Raw genomic sequence first — 17,911 nt, 5'->3', positions numbered from 1 at the left:
GTTAAGGCCTCCTTTGCGCGGCCACAGCGCAAGTTGACTTGGCGGCGATCTTCTCGCAGAAGGCCTCGAACTTCATGGCGAACTCGCCCTCGCACCTTGGCGAGAGCTCGTGGATCTCGAACCGGTCGAGCAGGCCCAGCTTCTTCAAGGATTTCTGGAGGACCTCCAGCTGCCTCTCGGCCGTATCCCTTCCGTTCTGCAGTTTGCAGTCCTGCGCCGAACAGACCACGGCCATCACCCCATCGAAACCATGTCGCAAGGCGTTGATGACGTGCACCGGGTCCATGCTCTTGAAGCAAGGGACCTCCAGGACCATGGCGTTCTTGCCCTTGAGCATCTTCTCTGGGTCGTCCAAGGCGGAGAACTCGGACCACTGGCAGCTGAAGACGAGGACGGCCGGCTTACTTGAGCGAGCCTTCATGCCCACTGCCGCCTCCGCATATGAGCCGAGGACCTTATCGAACTCGAACCCTTTTACCTGAATAGCGCTGTGCGGGCAGACCATCTGGCATGCACCGCAGCCCGTGCACTTGTCGTTATCGATGGTTGGCGAGGAGAACGGCTCGGCCCTTATAGCGCCGTAAGGGCAGACGAACACGCACTTGTCGCAGCCCACGCATTCCTTGTTGATCCAGAACGCCTTACGGGAATACTTCACCACCTTGAGGGTGTCCCTCGGGTAACCGAGCTGCTCGATGACCGCCATGCCCAGTAGCAGGCGCCTGGTCTCGATGGACGTTCCTTCCTTCATCCTGCAGAACCCGTCCCGGCACTGCACAGAGACGATGTTCTTGATCCCTGACTGGAGGGCTTTGAAGACGAAGTCCGTGGGGATCCGTCCGGCGCAGGGAACTCGTAAAGGGATGTATCTATCGGCGCTCAGGCCGTTGCTGGCCAGGATGTCCTGGACCTCCCCGCTGCTCGGCGAGTTGCCCCGGCACATCATGACCAGCGTTTCCGCCTTCTCGTCTGACGAGCGGACATGCTCCAAAAGATCGTCATAATCATAGTAGGCCATCTCGATGGCCGACACCGGGCAGGCGCTGTAGCATATGCCGCAGACCTGGCACTTCTGGATGTTGATCATTATTCTACCGTCCTCCGGCCTCTGATCGATGGCCTCGAACGGGCACAGTGAGTAGCACACCTTGCATCTGCTGCAAAGGTCCTGATCTATCTTTACAGCGGCGATGCAGTTGTCGTTCATCGATGATCTCCTCCCAGAGTCACCAATTGTTTGTGGAGCTTTGCGTTATCATCATATCTTTTGAACGCGCTTTTTTCACGCACCGGCGATAGTCTGGAACTTGTAATGGCTTGCTTCCTCAAGGTAATTTATTGCATGATGGGTGAATTATTTAATGTATATGCTCGAAAGTTCGTGAATGGACCAGGTCCGACCAACCAATCCCCGTCCATAGGTCATTTCACCGCGGAGCACGATTAGATAACAAAAGACAACTGGCTAATCTTTTTATTTTCCGACGCACCTTTGCAGCAGCAGAAGGTGCGATAGATGAAAGTACTAGCTTTGAACGCCAGCCCCCGCAAGGAAGGCAACACCGCCAAGATACTGAAGGAAATGACCAAGGAACACGCCGACGTCGACCTTGACTATTACGACCTGAACTCGCTGAACATCAAGGACTGCCAGGGCTGCTTACATTGCAAGAAGCACGAAACCTGTGCGATCAAGGATGACATGCAGATGCTTTATCAGAAGATCAAGGAGTGCGACGCCCTGGTCGTCGGATCGCCCATTTACTTCGGCGCCGAAACTGCTACGTTGAAGGCTTTCATCGACCGTTTGTACGCCTTGCTGGAGTTCGGAAAGCCACCGGCCAAATACGCCACCAGACTCCGGGGCAAGAAACAAGCGGTCGTAGTCCTCACCTGCGGAAATCCCAAGGGCAAGGAGATCTACGCCGCCGAGGCGGAGCGCCTGTTCAGGACGTGGCCCGGACTGGGCTTTCAGGACGTGCACATGTACGTCATCGGCGGCAACCAGCCTGCCGGCAACATCATGGAGCTGACCGATGCCCAGACTATGTTAAAGGAATGCCACCAGCTCCTAGGTGATTGATGAGCTTCCGAGCGTTCATCGCGGTGGACGTGGAATGCGGACCTGAACTGGAACAGGCCATCGCGGAGCTGAAAGAGTTCGGCAAGGCGCTGAAGCCAGTTTCCCCGGGCAATATCCACGTCACCCTGAAGTTCCTAGGTGAGATATACGAGAGGACGGTCCCGGAGCTGGAGGCGGTAATGCGCCAGGCGGTGATGGGAATTAAGCCGTTCAGCGTCCGTCTGGTGAACGTCGGGGCCTTCCCCAACATCCGTCGTCCTCGAGTGATATGGATAGGGATGGAGGGGGCGGAGCCGTTGATCAAGATGGCCACCGTCCTGGAGGATGGTTGCGAACCTCTCGGATTTCCCAGAGAAAGGCGGGCGTTCAGCCCGCACCTGACCTTGGCCAGGGTCCGCGAGGGTTTCAGGCCTGACCTCACCGATTTCCTTAGGGTGCACGAAGGCCAGGAGTTCAGTGCCTTCGCCGTGAAGGACATAAAACTGAAGAAGAGCGTGCTGACGCCTTCCGGACCGATATACTCAGACGTGCTGGCCGTCGACCTCTAACGGCCGATGCCTTCGAAAAGAGAGAACTCGGTGGTCTTAAGCAGATCCTGGGGCAGATGGTCCTTGACGTAGTCGATGCTGTAGTTGCCGGCGCGGAAGTCGGGGTTCCTGACCACCAGGCGGTGGTACGGTATCGTCGTCTTTATGCCGGTGACCGTATAGCGGTCCAGGGCGTCCTGCGACCTTGAGAGTACCTCGTTCCTGTTCTTGCCAGAGATGATCAGTTTAGCCAGCAGGTTGTCAAACTCCGTCGGGACCACGTACCCTTCGTAGGCATGGGAGTCCACGCGGACGTGGTCGCCCGCCGGCTCCATGTACTTCTCGATGCGCCCGGGAGCGGGGAAGAAGTTGTTGAACGGGTTCTCCGCGTTTATCCTGAACTCCATGGCGTTCCCTTTCGGTTTTACTTCCGAGAGAACGTCCTCCACCGGCACGTCGGAACCGATCTTGAGCTGCATCTCCACCAGGTCCAGCCCGGTGACCAGCTCGGTTATGGGGTGCTCCACCTGAATGCGAGTGTTGGCCTCCAGGAAGAACAGCTCGCCCTCCGCGCTCATCAGGAACTCGAAGGTGCCCAAGGAGGTATAGCCAGCGCGTTTGACCGCAGCGATGCACAGCTCGATCATCTTCTCCCGCAGTTCCGGGGAAACGGCGCAGGAAGGGGTCTCCTCTATGATCTTCTGATGACGTCTCTGGACGGAGCATTCCCTTTCGCCCAGGCAGAAGGCGTTCCCGCGGGAGTCGCCCACCACCTGGAACTCGATGTGCCGCGCTTTGAGCAGGGCGCGCTCCAAGTAAATTGTAGGGTTCTTGAAGGCCTTGTCCGCCTCGTTGCGGGCGGAGGTCAAAGCGTCCTCCATCTCCGAATCGTTGTGCACCAGGCGCATGCCGCGCCCGCCGCCACCGCCCGAAGCTTTCAGAAGGACGGGGTAACCAATCCGATTGGCCTGGGTGATGGCGTCGCTGGGGTTCTCCAGCGGGTCCAACGTCCCGGGCATGATGGGCACGCCCACCTTGGACATGAACTCACGGGCGGAGAGCTTGCTGCCGAGAAGCTTCATGGCCCTTGGCGATGGTCCTAAAAAGGCGATGCCCTCCTCCTCGCAGCGCTCCGAGAACTCCGATTTTTCCGAAAGGAATCCGTAGCCAGGATGTATGGCGTCGACGCTCATGCGGTTGGCCACGTCGATGATGGCGTCAATGTCCAGGTAACCTATGCCGATCTCGTCGGTCTTTAGCTCCACGCTCTTGTCCGCCAATGAAACGTGCTTGCAATGCTTGTCGGAGGGGGTGTAGATCCCCACGGTCGGGACCCCCATCCTCTTGCAGGTGTTGATCACCCGGATGGCGATCTCCCCTCTGTTAGCTACAAGCACCTTCTTGAACATCTTGAGACCTCAGGCGCATGGCTCACGCATGCGACTGCGTGGCAGGGAATGTAACAGGTTTTTATAATAATTTCGCCTCGATGTGTCAACAATTTCAATTGATTTCGGAGGAAATATTCGTTTTCTGATAAGAATCGCGCGATAATTCCAATTAAATCGTTTTTTATTCTGCTTAGTGACGACAGGCAAGTTAATATCACTGTAGACGAGAGGGCCATGACCCTACCCCGTTCTTTTCCTTTTCGGAGATACAATGAGGTTCTCTAAGAAAATGATGCGTGGGGACAGGAACGGGGGCATCGAAGGATTGCCCCTGCAATTGATGATAATGGTAATAGTGGCCGGACTGGGCACGGCCGTTCTGGTCGGATGGATGGGCGGGCTGTCTACGCCGGAGGCGATATCTTCGGTGAACGGAAGCCCGTCGGAGATCATCCTGACCGATGGTGATCTGGACGGCACTTACGAGAACGGCGACATCACATTGACGATCTACGTCCGCGACCAGAACAATGACGCGGTCGCCGGAGCCTCGGTAGTGCTAGACGGATGCAGCGTGCGCGATTCCGACGGTTCCTCGGCCTACGGGACGACGGATGCCGAGGGAAAAGTGGTGTTCGATGGTCTAACCGCCTCGCACTACGGGCAGGGCATCGACTTCATCACCGTGACCGTGGCCAAAGGGGGAATGGGAACCGACTCGTCCCTTCAGGTCCCGGTGATATCCGGGTGATGGCTTGAGAAACGATAAGAGAGGGATAGAAGGGCTCCCCTTGCGACTGATGGTCGTGGCCCTTCTCATCTCCCTGACTTTGCCAACGGTGCTCTCCTCCTTGGGCCAACTAAATGACAGCATTGACGACCGGCGATTGGCGACCGTCGCCGAGGACATCTCCAGGGTGATCGAGGAGATGGCCGCCGACGGACCCGGCAACGTTCGAATAATCGAACTGCCGGCCGACCTGCCCGCGGGAACGAGCATCGTCATCGGCGGAGGGAACGCCTCGGTGGAATGCCACAGATTGACCTGGATGGCCGGCAGCCAGGAACTGGGCAGCCGATATCTGAACGGCGTGCAGGTGCTGACAGAGGACGGTTCCCCGATGACACTGAGCGGCGGCAGCAGGCTGCGACTGATCTGTCCGGAGGACACCTGGGGCGTGGTGAGGGTGGAATCGGCATGATGGAGTTCTACCTCTCAAAGGTGTGGGCGTTCGTGGTGGGGGCGGTGCTGATGGGCGTGCTAGTGCAGGGTGTACAGATGCAAGGCCAAACCGCAAAGGAAGGAGCGATGCAAGAGGTCGCAGACAACATCCGTGAAATGCTGAACTGCATGAACGAGGCCGGGCCGGGCTTGGAGCAGGAGGTAGAACTGCATAACATATTGCCAGCTTCGTCCACGCTGACCGTTCATAGAAGCTATGCGATGCTGGACGACGGGAACACCAATATCAGCTTCCGGATCCCTTCAGCTCGCCTCTTCGTCCAATTGACCGACGGGACCTATGTCGAAGTGGACTCCTTGGTACTCCGATACAGCGATTACATGAAGGTGGTCACAGACGAGGGCGGTCTCATGCTCACTGCGCTCAGTCAGCGAACTTATCTGACAGGTACCTGATCGCCTCGGCGAACCTCTTCATCTCTTCATCAGTATTGTAGAGATAGAACGAAGCGCGGGCGCAGCCCTCGATGCCCTTGGCCTTGAAGTAGGGGTGCACGCAGTGCATTCCGGAGCGTATGAGGAAGGAGCCGATCTCGTCGAGTATCATGGCCACATCGTGCGGCAGCATGCCCTTCAGGTTGAACGAGTAGATGCCCCCGCGGCGCTTCGGATCCTCCGGTCCCAGCACGGACAGCTTAGGCAGTCCCTTGAGCTCCTTGGTCAGGATGGAGTTCAGGCGATGTTCGTGCTCCATCAAGGCGTCCATTCCCACGGCCTTCAGGTAATGCACGGCCGCCCCGCTGCCGATGATCCCGGCGTAGTTCTGCAGGCCAGCCTCGAACTTGTCTGGAATCGGTAAGATTTCCGCGGAATCGTAGGAAGTTATGGACACGCCACCGCCGCCGGTGATCAGCGGCTCAATCTGTTCCAATACCTCCCGCTTACCGTACAGCACGCCGGTGCCGGACGGTCCTAGCATCTTGTGCATGGACCAGGCGTACAGGTCGACGTCCAGATCCTTCAGGTCCAGGGAATTGTGCGGGGCGGTCTGGCACCCGTCCGCCATAACAATCGCGCCGTGATCGTGCGCCAGCTCCACCACCTCCTTCAGGGGGATAGTGCTTCCGTCGACGTTGTTCGTGTGCACGACGCTGAGCATACGGACGTCCTTCTCCAGCTCTTCCTTAAGCGGCTCGAGGTTACCCGATTCAATATCAGAGAAGGAGACGATCCCGCGCTTCAGCCCGATCTTCTTGGCCAGCAGTATCCAGGGCACGTGGTTGCTGTTGTGCTCCATGTCGGTAGTGACCACCCGGTCGCCCTTCTTGAAAGGGAATCCTTTGGCCACCAGGTTCATCGATTCCGTGGCGCTCTTGGTGAAAATGACGCACTCCGGATCCGGGGCGCCGACAAATTCGGCCACCTCCTCCCGGGACCGGTCCAGACGGATGGACACCTCCGTCGCCAGCCGGTGCACGCTGCGGCCGCCGCAGGCGGGGAAATCGTAATAGTACTCGTTCATCGCCTCCACGACCTGCCGAGGGCGAAGGCTCTGGCAGGCGCTGTCCAGGTAGATCGGCGGCTTCTCCTGCTGGTACAAAGGGAAGTCCTGGCGAAGGCGTGAAACATCCATTCCAGTCGTGCTCGGAACGGGATTTACATTATTAACGCCTTTGGATACGAAAAAAATGTGAGGAGAGGTCAGGTCGTCATGACCTTGTCGATGTACCTCTCCACCTCTTTTACCAGGGCGCCCGTCGCCTTTCCTCCGCCGAAAGCCTCCCGGTAGTCCAGAAAGTGGCGGAGCACCTTTTTCTTGATGTCCGCCTTTTTATTCGGACTCTTCTTCAGGTTGACCCTGACAGAGCGAGCTATCATGGCCTTGCCGTCTTCGGTTAACAAGTTTAGAACCCCCAGACATTAACATGATGCAGCCGTCTTTTAATGGTTTGGACTCAGTCCATCAGGATTTATCCAGAAGGACATGTACGTCCGAGCACACGGTGGGATCGGTCGAGCGCTGTTTGGGAGGGGGAAATTAATATTCTTGGATGGCATGCGCAAGGCGATGACTTCCCTGAAGGTGGTCCTGGCCGACATCGAGATGGAGAACCCTACCATGCTGGCCTCCGGCATCATGGGCGAGACCGGAGGCTCCCTATTGGCCATGGCCAAGGGTGGTGCGGGCGCCCTGGTCACCAAGTCCATTGGTTCCGTTCCTCGCGAAGGCCACAAGAACCCCACCCTGGTGGAGATGGAGCACGGCTACCTGAACGCCATGGGCTTGCCGAACCCGGGGATAGAGGCCTTCGAGAAGGAGATGCTCGAGGCCTTGAAGGCCGATGTGCCGGTGATCGGTAGCGTCTTCGGAGCCTCGGTGGAGGAATTCGCCGACCTGGCCAAGAAGATGCAGGGATACGGCGCTCATGCTGTGGAGCTCAATCTCAGCTGCCCGCACGCCAAAGGCTACGGCATGGAGATAGGCGTGGACCCGGAGGTAGTGGCCAACGTCATCAAGGCGGTCAAGGCCGCGGTGTTCATTCCGGTCTTCGCCAAACTAACCCCTAACACGCACATGCTGATCGAGGTGGCCAAGGCCGCGGAGGAGGCTGGCGCGGACGGCATCGTGGCCATCAACACGCTCAAAGCGATGAAGATCGACGTGGACATGAGACGCCCGGTCCTTTCCAATCGCTTCGGGGGATTGTCCGGCCCGGCGGTGCGAGCCGTGGGGGTCCGATGCGTCTACGAGCTCTACGAGAACCTCAACATACCGGTCATCGGCGTCGGCGGGATCGAAGACTGGCGTTCAGCTCTAGAGTACATGATGGCCGGTGCCGCGGCCGTCCAAATCGGCAGCGGCGTCGGCCGTAAAGGGGGTCAAGTCTTCGGGGACATCTGTTCCGGGATGTCCGTCTACATGTCACAGAACGGGTTCAAGGACATATCGCAGCTGGTGGGGGTGGCCCATGACTGAGCTGTTCCTGGTACGCCAGGATACGGTCACCGTCGCCTCTCGCACGGAAGAGGCGGACGGCGTGGTGACGCTCAGGTTCGACTGGGACGCGCCTGCGGCACCCGGTCAGTTCGTGATGGTCTGGATCCCGGGAGTGGACGAGATACCCATGTCCCTATCCTACCTGGGCACGAGGAAAGGCGTCACGGTGAAGAACGTGGGCGAGGCCACCAAAGCCCTAACCTCCCTGAAGGTCGGAAAGAGGTTCGTGGTCCGTGGTCCCTACGGGCGCGGGTACCATGTTCCTAAGGAGAAGGTACTGGTGGTCGGCGGCGGCACGGGAATGGCATCTTTGCTACCGGCCATGGAACGCATCGCCGCTGACGAGGTCGACACGGCCATCGGGGCCCGGAACGAAAAAGAATTATTGTTCGAGGAGAGGTCCAAGAAGACCTCTTCCAACGTGCGGGTGTCGACGGACGACGGCAGTAAAGGCTTCCACGGCAACGCTGTGCAACTAGCTAAGGAGATGATGGCCGAAAAGAAGTACGACCTGGTCCTCGGCTGCGGCCCGGAGAAGATGCTGTTCTTCTTGCACAAGCTCTGCCTGGAAAAGAAGGTTCATTGCCAGATGTCCCTGGAGCGCTACATGAAATGCGGCGCTGGCCTGTGCGGCTCCTGCGCCATCGATGGCAAGCGCGTATGCAAGGAAGGGCCGGTGTTCACCGGTGAAGAGCTGAAAGGGATGAAGGAGTTCGGCAAACAGCGCCGCGACGAGTGCGGGCGCGCCGTCAGGTTGTGAGGACCGGGCGTATAATATAGGCCACGATCTCGCGGAACTCGTGGGCGTCCACCCGTCCCTTCTTCTCTCCCAGTTCCTTCACCATTTCTAAAATATCAGTCAGTTGCTGCTCGGTGGCCATCAGTCCGATCTCATCCACCCGTTTGCGTATGTAGTTGAGGCCGGTGTGCTTGCCCATCAGGATGTGGCGCTTGTTCCCCACCGCCTCCGGTGGGATGCTCTCGTAGGTCAGCGGACAGTTGAGGACGGCGGCCACGTGAATCCCCGACTCGTGTGAGAAGGCGTTCTGCCCCACCAGGGGCTGATTGACCGGGCGTCTGAGACCGGAGAACGTTTCCACCATCTCCGAGACCTCCTTCAGTTGGGCACAGTCGATGCCCAGGTCCTTGCCGTAGATAAACTTCATGGTGGCCACAAACTGCTCCAGCGGTACGTTCCCACAGCGCTCGCCGATGCCGTTCACCGTGGTCGTCACCGCATCCGCCCCGGCCTTCACGCCGGCGATGGCGTTGGCGAGAGCTAAACCAAAATCGTTGTGCAGATGTAGCGATACCGGCGTCCTGACCTCCTTCTTGGCCTGAGATACCAGAAAGGAGATCGCCTCCGGTGAAGCGCATCCAAGCGTGTCCGTGACGCCCACGCGGTCCGCCCCGGCCTCCTCGGCGGTGTGGTACACCTTCATGAGGAAATTCAGTTCCGTCCGGGTGGTGTCCTCGGCGCTCATGCTCACCTTGACGCCGCGGGACTTGGCGTACTCCACGCCCTCCACGATCTTGTCGAGGACGTATTGCTGGTCCTTCTTGAACTTGTACTTGATGTGCAGGTCGGATGTGCCGATGAAAAGCAGCACGATGTCCACACCGGCGTCTATGGAGGCGTCGATGTCCCCCTTAGTGATGCGGGACAGCACCAGAATGTCCGCGTCCAGCTTCTGGTCACAGACGGCCTTCACCGACTCCCGCTCCGCTTCGGACACCGCCGGGAACCCGGCCTCGATCTGGGGCACGCGCATCTCGTCCAGCTTCCGGGCGATAGCTACCTTCTGCTCCAGGCTGAATGTGACCCCCGGGGTCTGCTCGCCGTCGCGCAAGGTGGAATCGTAGACCACGACATCCCCCACCTCCAACTTGGGGTTGTAGGGGCTGAGAGCCGTTTCGTGCATGAACTTAGGAACTTTCGCTGGGTTATTATTGCTTTCGATTTACGAATCATCGAAGACGTAAGGTCGTAATCGGCAAATTCTTTAAGGGGATGGTTAATGCCAGCGATGTGGCAAAGAAGGAAGATGAAAAGGTAAATCCCAATTTCATCGAGGTCAGCCACGGCCATCTTCTGGTGAACATTCCGCTTACGGCCTTCGACGGGACGACGTACCGCATCAAGCCGAAGGAAGCAGAAAAGCTGAAGGAGCTGCTGGCGTCCCGCTACCCCTGGCTCACGCCGAACGCCCTCAAGGTCTTCATCGAAGAGGCGGAACAGGCCATGTTCGAGCGCATCCAGTCCCAGCTTGGGTATATGGACAAGGCCAGGAACGCCCTGCGTTCCGGCAACTACGAGAGGGCGAAGAGGATGGCCGAGAAGCAGCTGGAGCGGCTGCCGGAAGATCCGGACGCCTGGTACGTGCTCGGTGAATCGTTATGCAAATTAGGGGAGAGCGAAAAGGGCTTTGCCGCGCTGGCCAAAGCGCGCTCCTTCGCCAAGAGGAAATGAGGTCAGGGGAAGAGCGCCTGCAGGGCCTTGACCACGTCCATCATGTTCGCGCCCCAGGGCACGGAGGCGATGTTGCCCTCCACGGTACACCCTTCCTTCACCTTGCAGCATTTGACGATGGTCGGCACGCCGTCCTTCGGCGCCAGGTTCTGAGGGCAGATGTCCAGGCTTTCCACCGGCCGTCTGTAGATGTGCTGGAATATGCGACGAGACAGGTCGCAGCCAATGAGCGTCGACTCCACGTCTATCTCCGGCGTCTCGTCCAGGTAGAATATCTTCTTCTTGGACGTCAGTCCGGAGGCGCGGCAGGGAAAGATGACGCCTGGTGTTTTGACCTTCCTTTCCTGTTCCATGATGTCGATGTTGACGTACTCGGGAACAATAGGTTTCTCCACCAGTCCAGAAGATAAAGCTCTTTCAACCAGAACGGAGAGCTTGGAAGGGGACGGCGGAATCACGTCCAGAACGCGCAGGTCCAGGAGCTGGTCGGTCTTCAGGAAGGAGACGTGGGAGAACATGCCGGAGACGACCACGGTCTTGCCATCATGCTTGCGAACCAGGCGGGCCAGCTGAGAGACGTTAAGGACATCGACGTCCTCGTCGTGGATGAAGACGGTGTCCTTGGGCAGGGAGATGATCTCCAGGCCAGTGATGGGGCGAAAGAGGTCCTTGCCGTTCCTCTTGATCACCCGGACCGTGGCGGTGTCACCGCTGTTCCGCAGGATCATGAAGTCGGTGCGGGTGTAGGCCTCCTTGCCCTGGTACTCCCGGAGGATGTTCTCGCGGGTGAGGGGGAAGTCCACGTGGCGCAGGGAGACGTCCTTGCAATGGTCGGGGAGCATGAGGTGCTGATGCTCAATTCAGCTAATATCATTTTTCCATGCTTCTGGAGAAGGCGATCGGCCTGTCAGGATCAAAGGGACGAACTATTTTATCGCCCCTGGAGCAACCGAAATTCCTTCATCCGAAAGGAAAGATCGAAATGGAGAACAACGTGCGGAGGATATCGCTATGAGCGCGGGGCTTGACGATGAGAATCAATATTAACGAGCAATGACGTCCATTCGAACATGGACCTGAAATTGACTCAGGAGCTGAGGGAAGCTTCAGTCCAAGCGTGAGCGGATCTCTTCGGGGTGGCCCCCGCATCGGGCTTCCTGGACCCTTCGTATCGGAGCAACCGACCGCAGGACATAATGCCTCAGTCCATGTCGGTCATTGTTATCGGGGTGATCGTGCCCAAGGGGGCGGTAGAGAACCTTCCCCTGGGACGGGCGGAGTACACCAACACCCTGCTGGCCGGCACGGTGGTGCTTAGGGACATGGCCTTCAGGATGGCCCGGACCATCGAAAGGAAGGGTTACCGGGCGACCATAGTTCCCACCGAGGGAAGCGAGTTCGGATACTGGTATGCGGACCGGGAGACGCTGAAGGCTGACGTTTCCATAAAGTACGCAGGATATCTGGCCGGCATGGGAAACTACGGCATCAACCATCTCCTCCTTCTGCCGGAGGTGGGTCCGCGGGTACGCATGACCGCACTGGTAACGGACGCTCCATTGGTCCCAGGTAGTCCTTCGGGAGAACTTGTGGAACCATTCTGCGCTCAATGCTTGAGGTGTGTGAAGGTCTGCCCTGCCGGGGCGTTGCATGAGGATGGGACCATCGAACCGCAGAAGTGCCGGGATTACATGTTCAATGTGCTCGGCGGATTGAGATGCGGACTTTGCGTCAAGGTCTGTCAGGGTAGGAACTGTCAGAGCGCTGAACATATGAACAGCCCTTAGATCGACCTTCGATGAGCGTGCTGGTCATCACCAAGTACTCAAGATGAGCATCGAATTGACATGTGCGAACCCAAGGGGAGCCATCGAGGCCGACGTAGGGATAATTTAAGAACGGTCTAGTGCAGGAAGGCATGAGAAAACGTATTATATGCAAAATTTGATGGGCTCTTCAAGCTGGGATGACAGAGCGGCCATGTGGCGGACTGCAGTCCACAAGGCGGTTATCCGCACACCCGAGTTCAAATCTCGGTCCCAGCTCCACTCACTTCTACTTCTTCTCGCAGCGCTTCTTGGTCTCCTCGTTCATCCGCTGTAATCCCTTCTCCGAGTCGCAGATAATGCCCCTAGTCAGGTAGGACAATAGCCCTCTGAACACGATGTTCTGCGAGAAGACGCACTCGTTCTCCTCCAGCGGTTCGATCAGGAAAGAATGGTCGTCGGTCATCAATACCCCCTTGATCTTTCCATGGAACAGCATCTCCTTGTGCGGTTCGACCTTCACCAACTTCGACTGGAACTTGGTGTCCTGGCGGTCGGGCAGGGAGACGGTGACGTCGAAGACGTTGCCTTCCTTCAGCTCCCCTTTCATCAGGGTGATGAAGGGGTTCCATTCAGGATAAGAAGCGAAGTCCGTTATGGTGGTCCAGACCTTCGCCGCCGGCTCGTTGATCATGACCGTGCCTTTGATCTCTTTCATGACAGATAATACGAATTTCGCACGGATTTAAAGACTAATATTAATTAATTTATTAAATAATATTTAGCGATAACATCATTCGCACCGGACGAAAGATGTGGGAAAAGGTATGATGACCTACCACTTTTGCCAATGCGCTACGTCGGAGACCGGTTTCCTGATGGAGCTGCGGGCCACGGCCTTCATTATCTTCTCGCCCATAGATCTCTTCTCCGCCGGATAGCCTAGGGGGGTCATGCACACCACCCGGAGGTTCTTCGGGATCTCCAGCAGCTCCCTGACCTTCTCCTCATTGTAGGCCGCCAGATAACATGTTCCCAATCCCAGGTCCGTGGCCGCTAGGACCATATTATGCATGGCCAGGGCGGCGTCCCACATGTAGTACGGAAGGTCGTTCATGTCCGTGCTCTCTTTGGGGTCGGCGCAGACCACAATCACGGCCGGAGCGTCCTTGATCCAGCCATTGATGATGACCTGGCACTTGGATATCTGGGCGATCCTCTCTTTGTCTGTAACGACCACGAAGCGCCAGCACTGACGATTCATAGCCGAGGGCGCCTGTATAGCCGCCTCCAGAATGGTAGCGATCTTTTCCTTCTCCACCGGGCGGTCCTGATAGCGGCGTACGCTCCGTCTGGTCTTTATGGTCTCCAAGGTCTCCATAGCATCTTCTGTGAGGTTAGGGAAGCAACCCCCTTAATAAGGATTTGCTGGAGATGAATCGAGCTGTGAGTGAGATATTAAAACGAGAATTTTATATAAATATCTTAAGTGGAGATATTGTGGGTATCCAGCCAATATAGTGTTCTGAACTTAAATGTCGAAGAGTTGATCGGCGTTCTGAGGTAAAATTTAGTAAACGATTGTCGCTTACTTATAACCCTAATAAAGCATATCCTCATCAACGCGGGATAAGATGTTGCACAACAGCATAACGAGCACCATCGGGCGCACTCCGTTGGTCCGGCTCAACAATATTTCGATAGCATCCTCGGCCGAGATCTATGTTAAACTAGAGGGCCGTAATCCCGGGGGGTCCATAAAGGACCGGGTCGCCTTGCACATGGTCGAGGTAGCGGAAAAGAACGGTCAGTTGAAGAAGGGCATGAGCCTGGTCGAGCCCACTTCCGGTAACACCGGTATCGGTCTTGCGCTCGTATGCGCCGCCAGAGGTTATCAGATCTCCCTAACCATGCCGGAGAACATGAGCGTGGAGCGAATCAACTTGCTCAGGTCTCTGGGGGCCAATGTCATCCTGACGCCCGCAAGCGAGGGCATGGCCGGGGCGGTGGCAAAAGCCAAGGAGCTCAGTTCCTCGGGGAACTACTGCATGCCCAACCAGTTCGATAACCCGTCTAATCCGGAAACGCATTACCTGAGCACCGGCCCAGAGATATTCCGGGACCTCCCTTCCATCGACGCCTTCGTGGCCGGCATCGGTACTGGGGGTACGATCACCGGCGTAGGAAAATACCTGAAGGAAAGGAAAAAAGGGGTATTGATCGTCGGAGTGGAACCAGCGGGCTCCCCGGTGCTATCCGGGGGAAAGGTTGGTACACACGAAATACAGGGCATCGGGGCCGGCTTCGTACCAAAGGTACTGGACATGAAGCTCGTGGACCGCATCATCACAGTGAGCGATGAGGAGGCCATCGATACCGCCAGGGCCCTTTCCCGACAGGAGGGCATAATGGGCGGCATATCCTCTGGAGCCGCGCTGTTCGCCGGGATGAAGCTGGCCAATGAAATTGGCCGGGGAAAGAAGATCGTGGTCTTGCTCCCAGACTCCTCAGAAAGATATATGAGCACCGCGCTGTTTCGAGAGTAGAGGTTATGAACTGGAAGGATGACGTCAATACCGTCCTGGAGCGAGATCCGGCGACAAAGTCGTTCAAGGAAGCCCTTTACTTCAGCCCCGGTCTTCATGCCATCATCTTCCAGCGCATCTCTCACCGCCAATACCTCAAAGGCAACATCATGATGGCCAGGGCCATCAACTACTTCGCTCGATTTCTCACCGGTGCCGACATTCACCCCGGCGCCAACATTGGCAAGGGTTTCTTCATAGATCACGCCGTCGGTGTGGTGATCGGTGAGACCACCATAGTCGGCGATAACGTCTCCATATTCCAAGGGGTCACATTAGGCGGTGTCAGCACCAGCCACGGCAAGCGCCACCCGACCATCGGCAACAACGTCACGATAGGTGCCGGAGCGAAAGTGCTCGGCAACATCACAATCGGGGACAACGTGAAAATCGGCGCCGGTTCCGTGGTCGTAAAGGACGTCCCGCCGGACTCCACTGTGGTCGGTGTGCCTGGACGGGTCGTCAAGAGGGAGGGCACCTGCGTCAAGGTGGACCTCCGCCACGACGAGCTGCCAGACCCGCTGCGCGACGCGATGATGCAGCTCACGAACAACATCTCCGAGCTGGACCACCGCCTGGAGAAGTTGGAGAAGATGCTCAACGAAAAGAACGGCAAATAGGAGGTGTACCAGTTGACTCTGCAGATCTACAACACCATGGCCAAGGCCAAGCAGGAGTTCCGACCGCTCGAGAGCAAGAAGGTTAGGATGTATGTCTGCGGCGTCACCGTCTACGACGATGTGCACATGGGGCACGCTCCCGAAGGTGCATCGAGTCCTACTTCCGGGATTCCGACGCCCTACGCGTGCAGCGCGCGACGATCTACCCGAAGGCCAGTGAGACCATCCCCGAGATTATCACCATGGTCGAGGACATCATCAAGGCTGGTTTCGGTTACGTGACGCCGGATGGCAGCGTGTACTTCGATGTATCCAAAGCTCCGGAGTATGGAAAGCTCTCCGGCAACAAGCTAGAGGAGATGCAGGCCGGCGCTCGCATCGAAGTGGACGAGATCAAACGCAACCCCATGGACTTCTGCCTGTGGAAGGCAGCGAAACCAAGGGAGATATCATGGGACTCCCCCTGGGGCAAAGGCCGTCCGGGCTGGCATATAGAATGCTCGGCCATGGTCCGGAAGCTGTTAGGAGAAACGATCGATATCCACGGTGGCGGTAACGACCTCATCTTCCCGCACCATGAGAACGAGATCTTGCAGTCTGAATCGGTGACGAAGAAGCCGTTGGCCAACTACTGGATGCATAATGGAATGCTCCAAATAGCCGACGCGAAGATGTCCAAGTCCCTGAAGAACTTCTTCTCGGTAAAGGATATACTGGCCCGTTACCCCCCAGAGGTAGTGCGCTTCTACCTCCTCAACACTCACTACCGCGGACCACTGGTGTACGGCGAGGCCGCGCTCGACGAGGCGGTCGCCTCCCTGAAGCGCATACACAACTCCTACGATTCCCTGAAGACGTACAAGGGCAACGGCAGCGATGACGCCTCATCCATCATCGCCAAAGTTAGAGAAGGGTTCGTCGCGGAGATGGACGATGACTTCAATTCCCGCGGCGCATTTTCCCACATGTTCGAGCTGACCCGAGAAGCGAACCGGCTCATGGATACCAATGAGCTCAGCATCAGAGGGGCATCAAATATATTGCAGCTCATTGAGGAGATGGACTCCATATTCGACATTCTGCCGCCGAAGAAGGAAAGCGAGAGCAAGCTCGATGACGTCATGATTCTTCTCATTGACATGCGCAAAGAGCTTCGCAAGCGCAAGATGTACGACCTCTCGGATATGATCCGCGACCGGCTGGCGGAAGCAGGTATCAAGATAGAGGACACGGCCGACGGTGCGAAATGGAAGCTGATCTGAGCGCGGTGCGAAATAAAGCGATACTGATCTGCGGAGGCACGGTCAAGGTATCTCCTGATTTCCGGCCGCCCTTCCGATTGAGCCGTTCCACCGCCGGACCTGGCGCAGGCTCCGCCTCCATCGTTCTGGCCTTCGACGGACTTCGAGTAAAGAAGAGCATATCCCGTATAGAGGGGGAGTTCGAGCTGGTCGGGGGACCGGATGGGTATTCACTGCTCAGGGATGGTCGTCCGTTCATCGATAACCTCGAACTAAAACCAGTCCTCTACCATTCACCGGAACAGGCCTTCTTCAATCTCGGCCAGGAATGTATCTTTGATTGCGTCTTCTGCACCTCACGCAAGCTCAGTAAGGACGTGACGAAGTCGTTGGAGCTCGACCAGGTCGTAGATATGGTCCTCGAGGCCGAGAGGAAGGGCGAGATGAAAGGGGTGGCGTTCACTTCCGCGGTGGTCGGCTCCATACAACAAACGATCGACCGATTCATCTACGTCATACGCAAGGTTCGCCAAGCACTACCCGATGTGCCGATAGGCGTCGAGCCTTACGTCTCCACGTTCGAGGACATAGACCGCCTACACGAGGCGGGGGCAAACGAAATCAAGATTAACGTGGAGAGCTTCGATTCAATGATAATAGCAATCGCCTGCCCCAAATTAGAACTGGAAAAGCAGCTGGAGTTCTTAGAGTACGCTGTACAGGTCTTCGGTCGGGGAAAGGTAACCTCCAACATCATCATCGGTCTGGGCGAGACGGACCGCAACGTGCTGGAAGGCGTACACGCACTAGCCAACTTAGGCGTCGTACCCAGCATCCGTGCCTTGAAGGTCAATCCCACCAACCGTCTCGCGTTGGAGAAGGCGTTGGGGAAGCTGGATCCAGTTACCCCGGAAAGGCTTATCCACCTCAATCAAGAAGCAAAGCTCATACTGTTGGGACATGGTCTGACCACTCGCACCTACCAGACCATGTGTCACGAATGCGGCTGCTGTGACATTGTACCTTTCAAGGACCTTTGAATTATTT

20 protein-coding genes, 1 tRNA gene and 1 pseudogene are annotated in these 17,911 nt (G+C 57.1%); 14 read left to right on the top strand and 8 right to left on the bottom strand.

Annotated elements, in window-relative coordinates; translation table 11 throughout:
• Position 1 precedes the first annotated feature (1 nt).
• A complete protein-coding gene (locus tag NT131_04620; protein MCX6650924.1) occupies positions 2–1,207 on the bottom strand; it encodes a hydrogenase iron-sulfur subunit in 1,206 nt (401 codons plus the stop codon).
• Positions 1,208–1,516: 309 nt separating this feature from the next.
• On the opposite strand from NT131_04620, the gene NT131_04615 reads away from it, so the two are divergent.
• On the top strand, positions 1,517–2,083 hold the full coding sequence (locus NT131_04615; protein ID MCX6650923.1) for a flavodoxin family protein: 567 nt from the start codon (positions 1,517–1,519) through the stop codon (positions 2,081–2,083).
• Complete coding sequence (gene thpR, locus NT131_04610) at positions 2,083–2,631, top strand: RNA 2',3'-cyclic phosphodiesterase (protein MCX6650922.1); 549 nt, start codon at positions 2,083–2,085, stop codon at positions 2,629–2,631. The genes NT131_04615 and thpR overlap by 1 nt, the downstream gene beginning before the upstream one ends.
• Here the strand turns inward: thpR and NT131_04605 are convergent.
• Positions 2,628–4,019, bottom strand: a complete 1,392-nt coding sequence (locus tag NT131_04605; protein ID MCX6650921.1) for an ATP-grasp domain-containing protein — start codon at positions 4,017–4,019, stop codon at positions 2,628–2,630. The two genes, thpR and NT131_04605, sit on opposite strands and share 4 nt — an antisense overlap.
• Before the next feature lie 253 nt (positions 4,020–4,272).
• On the opposite strand from NT131_04605, the gene NT131_04600 reads away from it, so the two are divergent.
• Genes NT131_04600 through NT131_04590 form a run of 3 tightly spaced genes read left to right on the top strand, consistent with a single transcriptional unit; the run spans position 4,273 to position 5,640 of the window.
• On the top strand, positions 4,273–4,752 hold the full coding sequence (locus tag NT131_04600; GenBank protein ID MCX6650920.1) for a carboxypeptidase-like regulatory domain-containing protein: 480 nt from the start codon (positions 4,273–4,275) through the stop codon (positions 4,750–4,752).
• A gap of 4 nt (positions 4,753–4,756) precedes the next feature.
• Complete coding sequence (locus NT131_04595) at positions 4,757–5,203, top strand: hypothetical protein (GenBank protein ID MCX6650919.1); 447 nt, start codon at positions 4,757–4,759, stop codon at positions 5,201–5,203.
• Positions 5,200–5,640 (top strand): hypothetical protein, encoded by a 441-nt coding sequence (locus NT131_04590; GenBank protein ID MCX6650918.1) that lies wholly within the window; start codon positions 5,200–5,202, stop codon positions 5,638–5,640. Before NT131_04595 ends, NT131_04590 begins: the two co-directional genes overlap by 4 nt.
• On the opposite strand, the gene NT131_04585 is transcribed toward NT131_04590, so the two are convergent.
• Both NT131_04585 and NT131_04580 read right to left on the bottom strand, forming a co-directional pair.
• A complete protein-coding gene (locus tag NT131_04585; protein ID MCX6650917.1) occupies positions 5,609–6,817 on the bottom strand; it encodes a cysteine desulfurase in 1,209 nt (402 codons plus the stop codon). The two genes, NT131_04590 and NT131_04585, sit on opposite strands and share 32 nt — an antisense overlap.
• Before the next feature lie 68 nt (positions 6,818–6,885).
• A complete protein-coding gene (locus NT131_04580; protein MCX6650916.1) occupies positions 6,886–7,086 on the bottom strand; it encodes a hypothetical protein in 201 nt (66 codons plus the stop codon).
• A gap of 154 nt (positions 7,087–7,240) precedes the next feature.
• On the opposite strand from NT131_04580, the gene NT131_04575 reads away from it, so the two are divergent.
• Together NT131_04575 and NT131_04570 are read left to right on the top strand one after the other, a co-directional pair.
• Positions 7,241–8,161 carry a dihydroorotate dehydrogenase gene (locus tag NT131_04575; GenBank protein ID MCX6650915.1) on the top strand — a complete coding sequence of 307 codons (921 nt, stop codon included), beginning with the start codon at positions 7,241–7,243 and terminating at the stop codon, positions 8,159–8,161.
• Positions 8,154–8,942 carry a dihydroorotate dehydrogenase electron transfer subunit gene (locus NT131_04570; protein ID MCX6650914.1) on the top strand — a complete coding sequence of 263 codons (789 nt, stop codon included), beginning with the start codon at positions 8,154–8,156 and terminating at the stop codon, positions 8,940–8,942. Before NT131_04575 ends, NT131_04570 begins: the two co-directional genes overlap by 8 nt.
• Here the strand turns inward: NT131_04570 and NT131_04565 are convergent.
• Positions 8,932–10,104 (bottom strand): homocitrate synthase family protein, encoded by a 1,173-nt coding sequence (locus NT131_04565; GenBank protein ID MCX6650913.1) that lies wholly within the window; start codon positions 10,102–10,104, stop codon positions 8,932–8,934. The two genes, NT131_04570 and NT131_04565, sit on opposite strands and share 11 nt — an antisense overlap.
• Positions 10,105–10,211: 107 nt before the next feature.
• Between NT131_04565 and NT131_04560 the strand changes: the two genes are divergently transcribed.
• Positions 10,212–10,652 (top strand): tetratricopeptide repeat protein, encoded by a 441-nt coding sequence (locus NT131_04560; GenBank protein MCX6650912.1) that lies wholly within the window; start codon positions 10,212–10,214, stop codon positions 10,650–10,652.
• A gap of 2 nt (positions 10,653–10,654) precedes the next feature.
• Here NT131_04560 and NT131_04555 read toward each other — a convergent pair whose 3' ends face one another.
• Positions 10,655–11,494 carry a hypothetical protein gene (locus NT131_04555; protein ID MCX6650911.1) on the bottom strand — a complete coding sequence of 280 codons (840 nt, stop codon included), beginning with the start codon at positions 11,492–11,494 and terminating at the stop codon, positions 10,655–10,657.
• Positions 11,495–11,788: 294 nt separating this feature from the next.
• On the opposite strand from NT131_04555, the gene NT131_04550 reads away from it, so the two are divergent.
• The gene (locus NT131_04550; GenBank protein ID MCX6650910.1) at positions 11,789–12,439 is read left to right on the top strand and encodes an epoxyqueuosine reductase; all 651 of its coding nucleotides are present in this window, start codon (positions 11,789–11,791) and stop codon (positions 12,437–12,439) included.
• Between the two features lie 173 nt (positions 12,440–12,612).
• Positions 12,613–12,700 (top strand) — tRNA-Cys (locus tag NT131_04545).
• A 7-nt stretch (positions 12,701–12,707) separates the two neighbouring features.
• Here NT131_04545 and NT131_04540 read toward each other — a convergent pair.
• Positions 12,708–13,136, bottom strand: coding sequence for an SRPBCC domain-containing protein (locus NT131_04540; protein ID MCX6650909.1), 429 nt, complete (start codon positions 13,134–13,136; stop codon positions 12,708–12,710).
• Between the two features lie 117 nt (positions 13,137–13,253).
• On the bottom strand, positions 13,254–13,799 hold the full coding sequence (locus tag NT131_04535) for a nitroreductase family protein (protein ID MCX6650908.1): 546 nt from the start codon (positions 13,797–13,799) through the stop codon (positions 13,254–13,256).
• Positions 13,800–14,052: 253 nt separating this feature from the next.
• On the opposite strand from NT131_04535, the gene cysK reads away from it, so the two are divergent.
• The 4 genes and pseudogenes from cysK (at position 14,053) to NT131_04515 (ending at position 17,904) form a co-directional block, all read left to right on the top strand.
• Positions 14,053–14,964, top strand: coding sequence for a cysteine synthase A (gene cysK, locus NT131_04530; GenBank protein ID MCX6650907.1), 912 nt, complete (start codon positions 14,053–14,055; stop codon positions 14,962–14,964).
• Between the two features lie 5 nt (positions 14,965–14,969).
• Positions 14,970–15,623, top strand: a complete 654-nt coding sequence (gene cysE, locus NT131_04525) for a serine O-acetyltransferase (protein MCX6650906.1) — start codon at positions 14,970–14,972, stop codon at positions 15,621–15,623.
• Between the two features lie 87 nt (positions 15,624–15,710).
• Positions 15,711–16,885 (top strand): annotated as a pseudogene (gene cysS / locus NT131_04520) (cysteine--tRNA ligase).
• On the top strand, positions 16,870–17,904 hold the full coding sequence (locus NT131_04515) for a radical SAM protein (GenBank protein MCX6650905.1): 1,035 nt from the start codon (positions 16,870–16,872) through the stop codon (positions 17,902–17,904). Before cysS ends, NT131_04515 begins: the two are co-directional and overlap by 16 nt.
• Positions 17,905–17,911 lie beyond the last annotated feature (7 nt).

The sequence above is a fragment of the Methanomassiliicoccales archaeon genome, from assembly GCA_026394395.1.
GTDB lineage: Archaea > Thermoplasmatota > Thermoplasmata > Methanomassiliicoccales > UBA472 > UBA472.
This window is presented reverse-complemented; position numbering and strand designations above follow the sequence as displayed.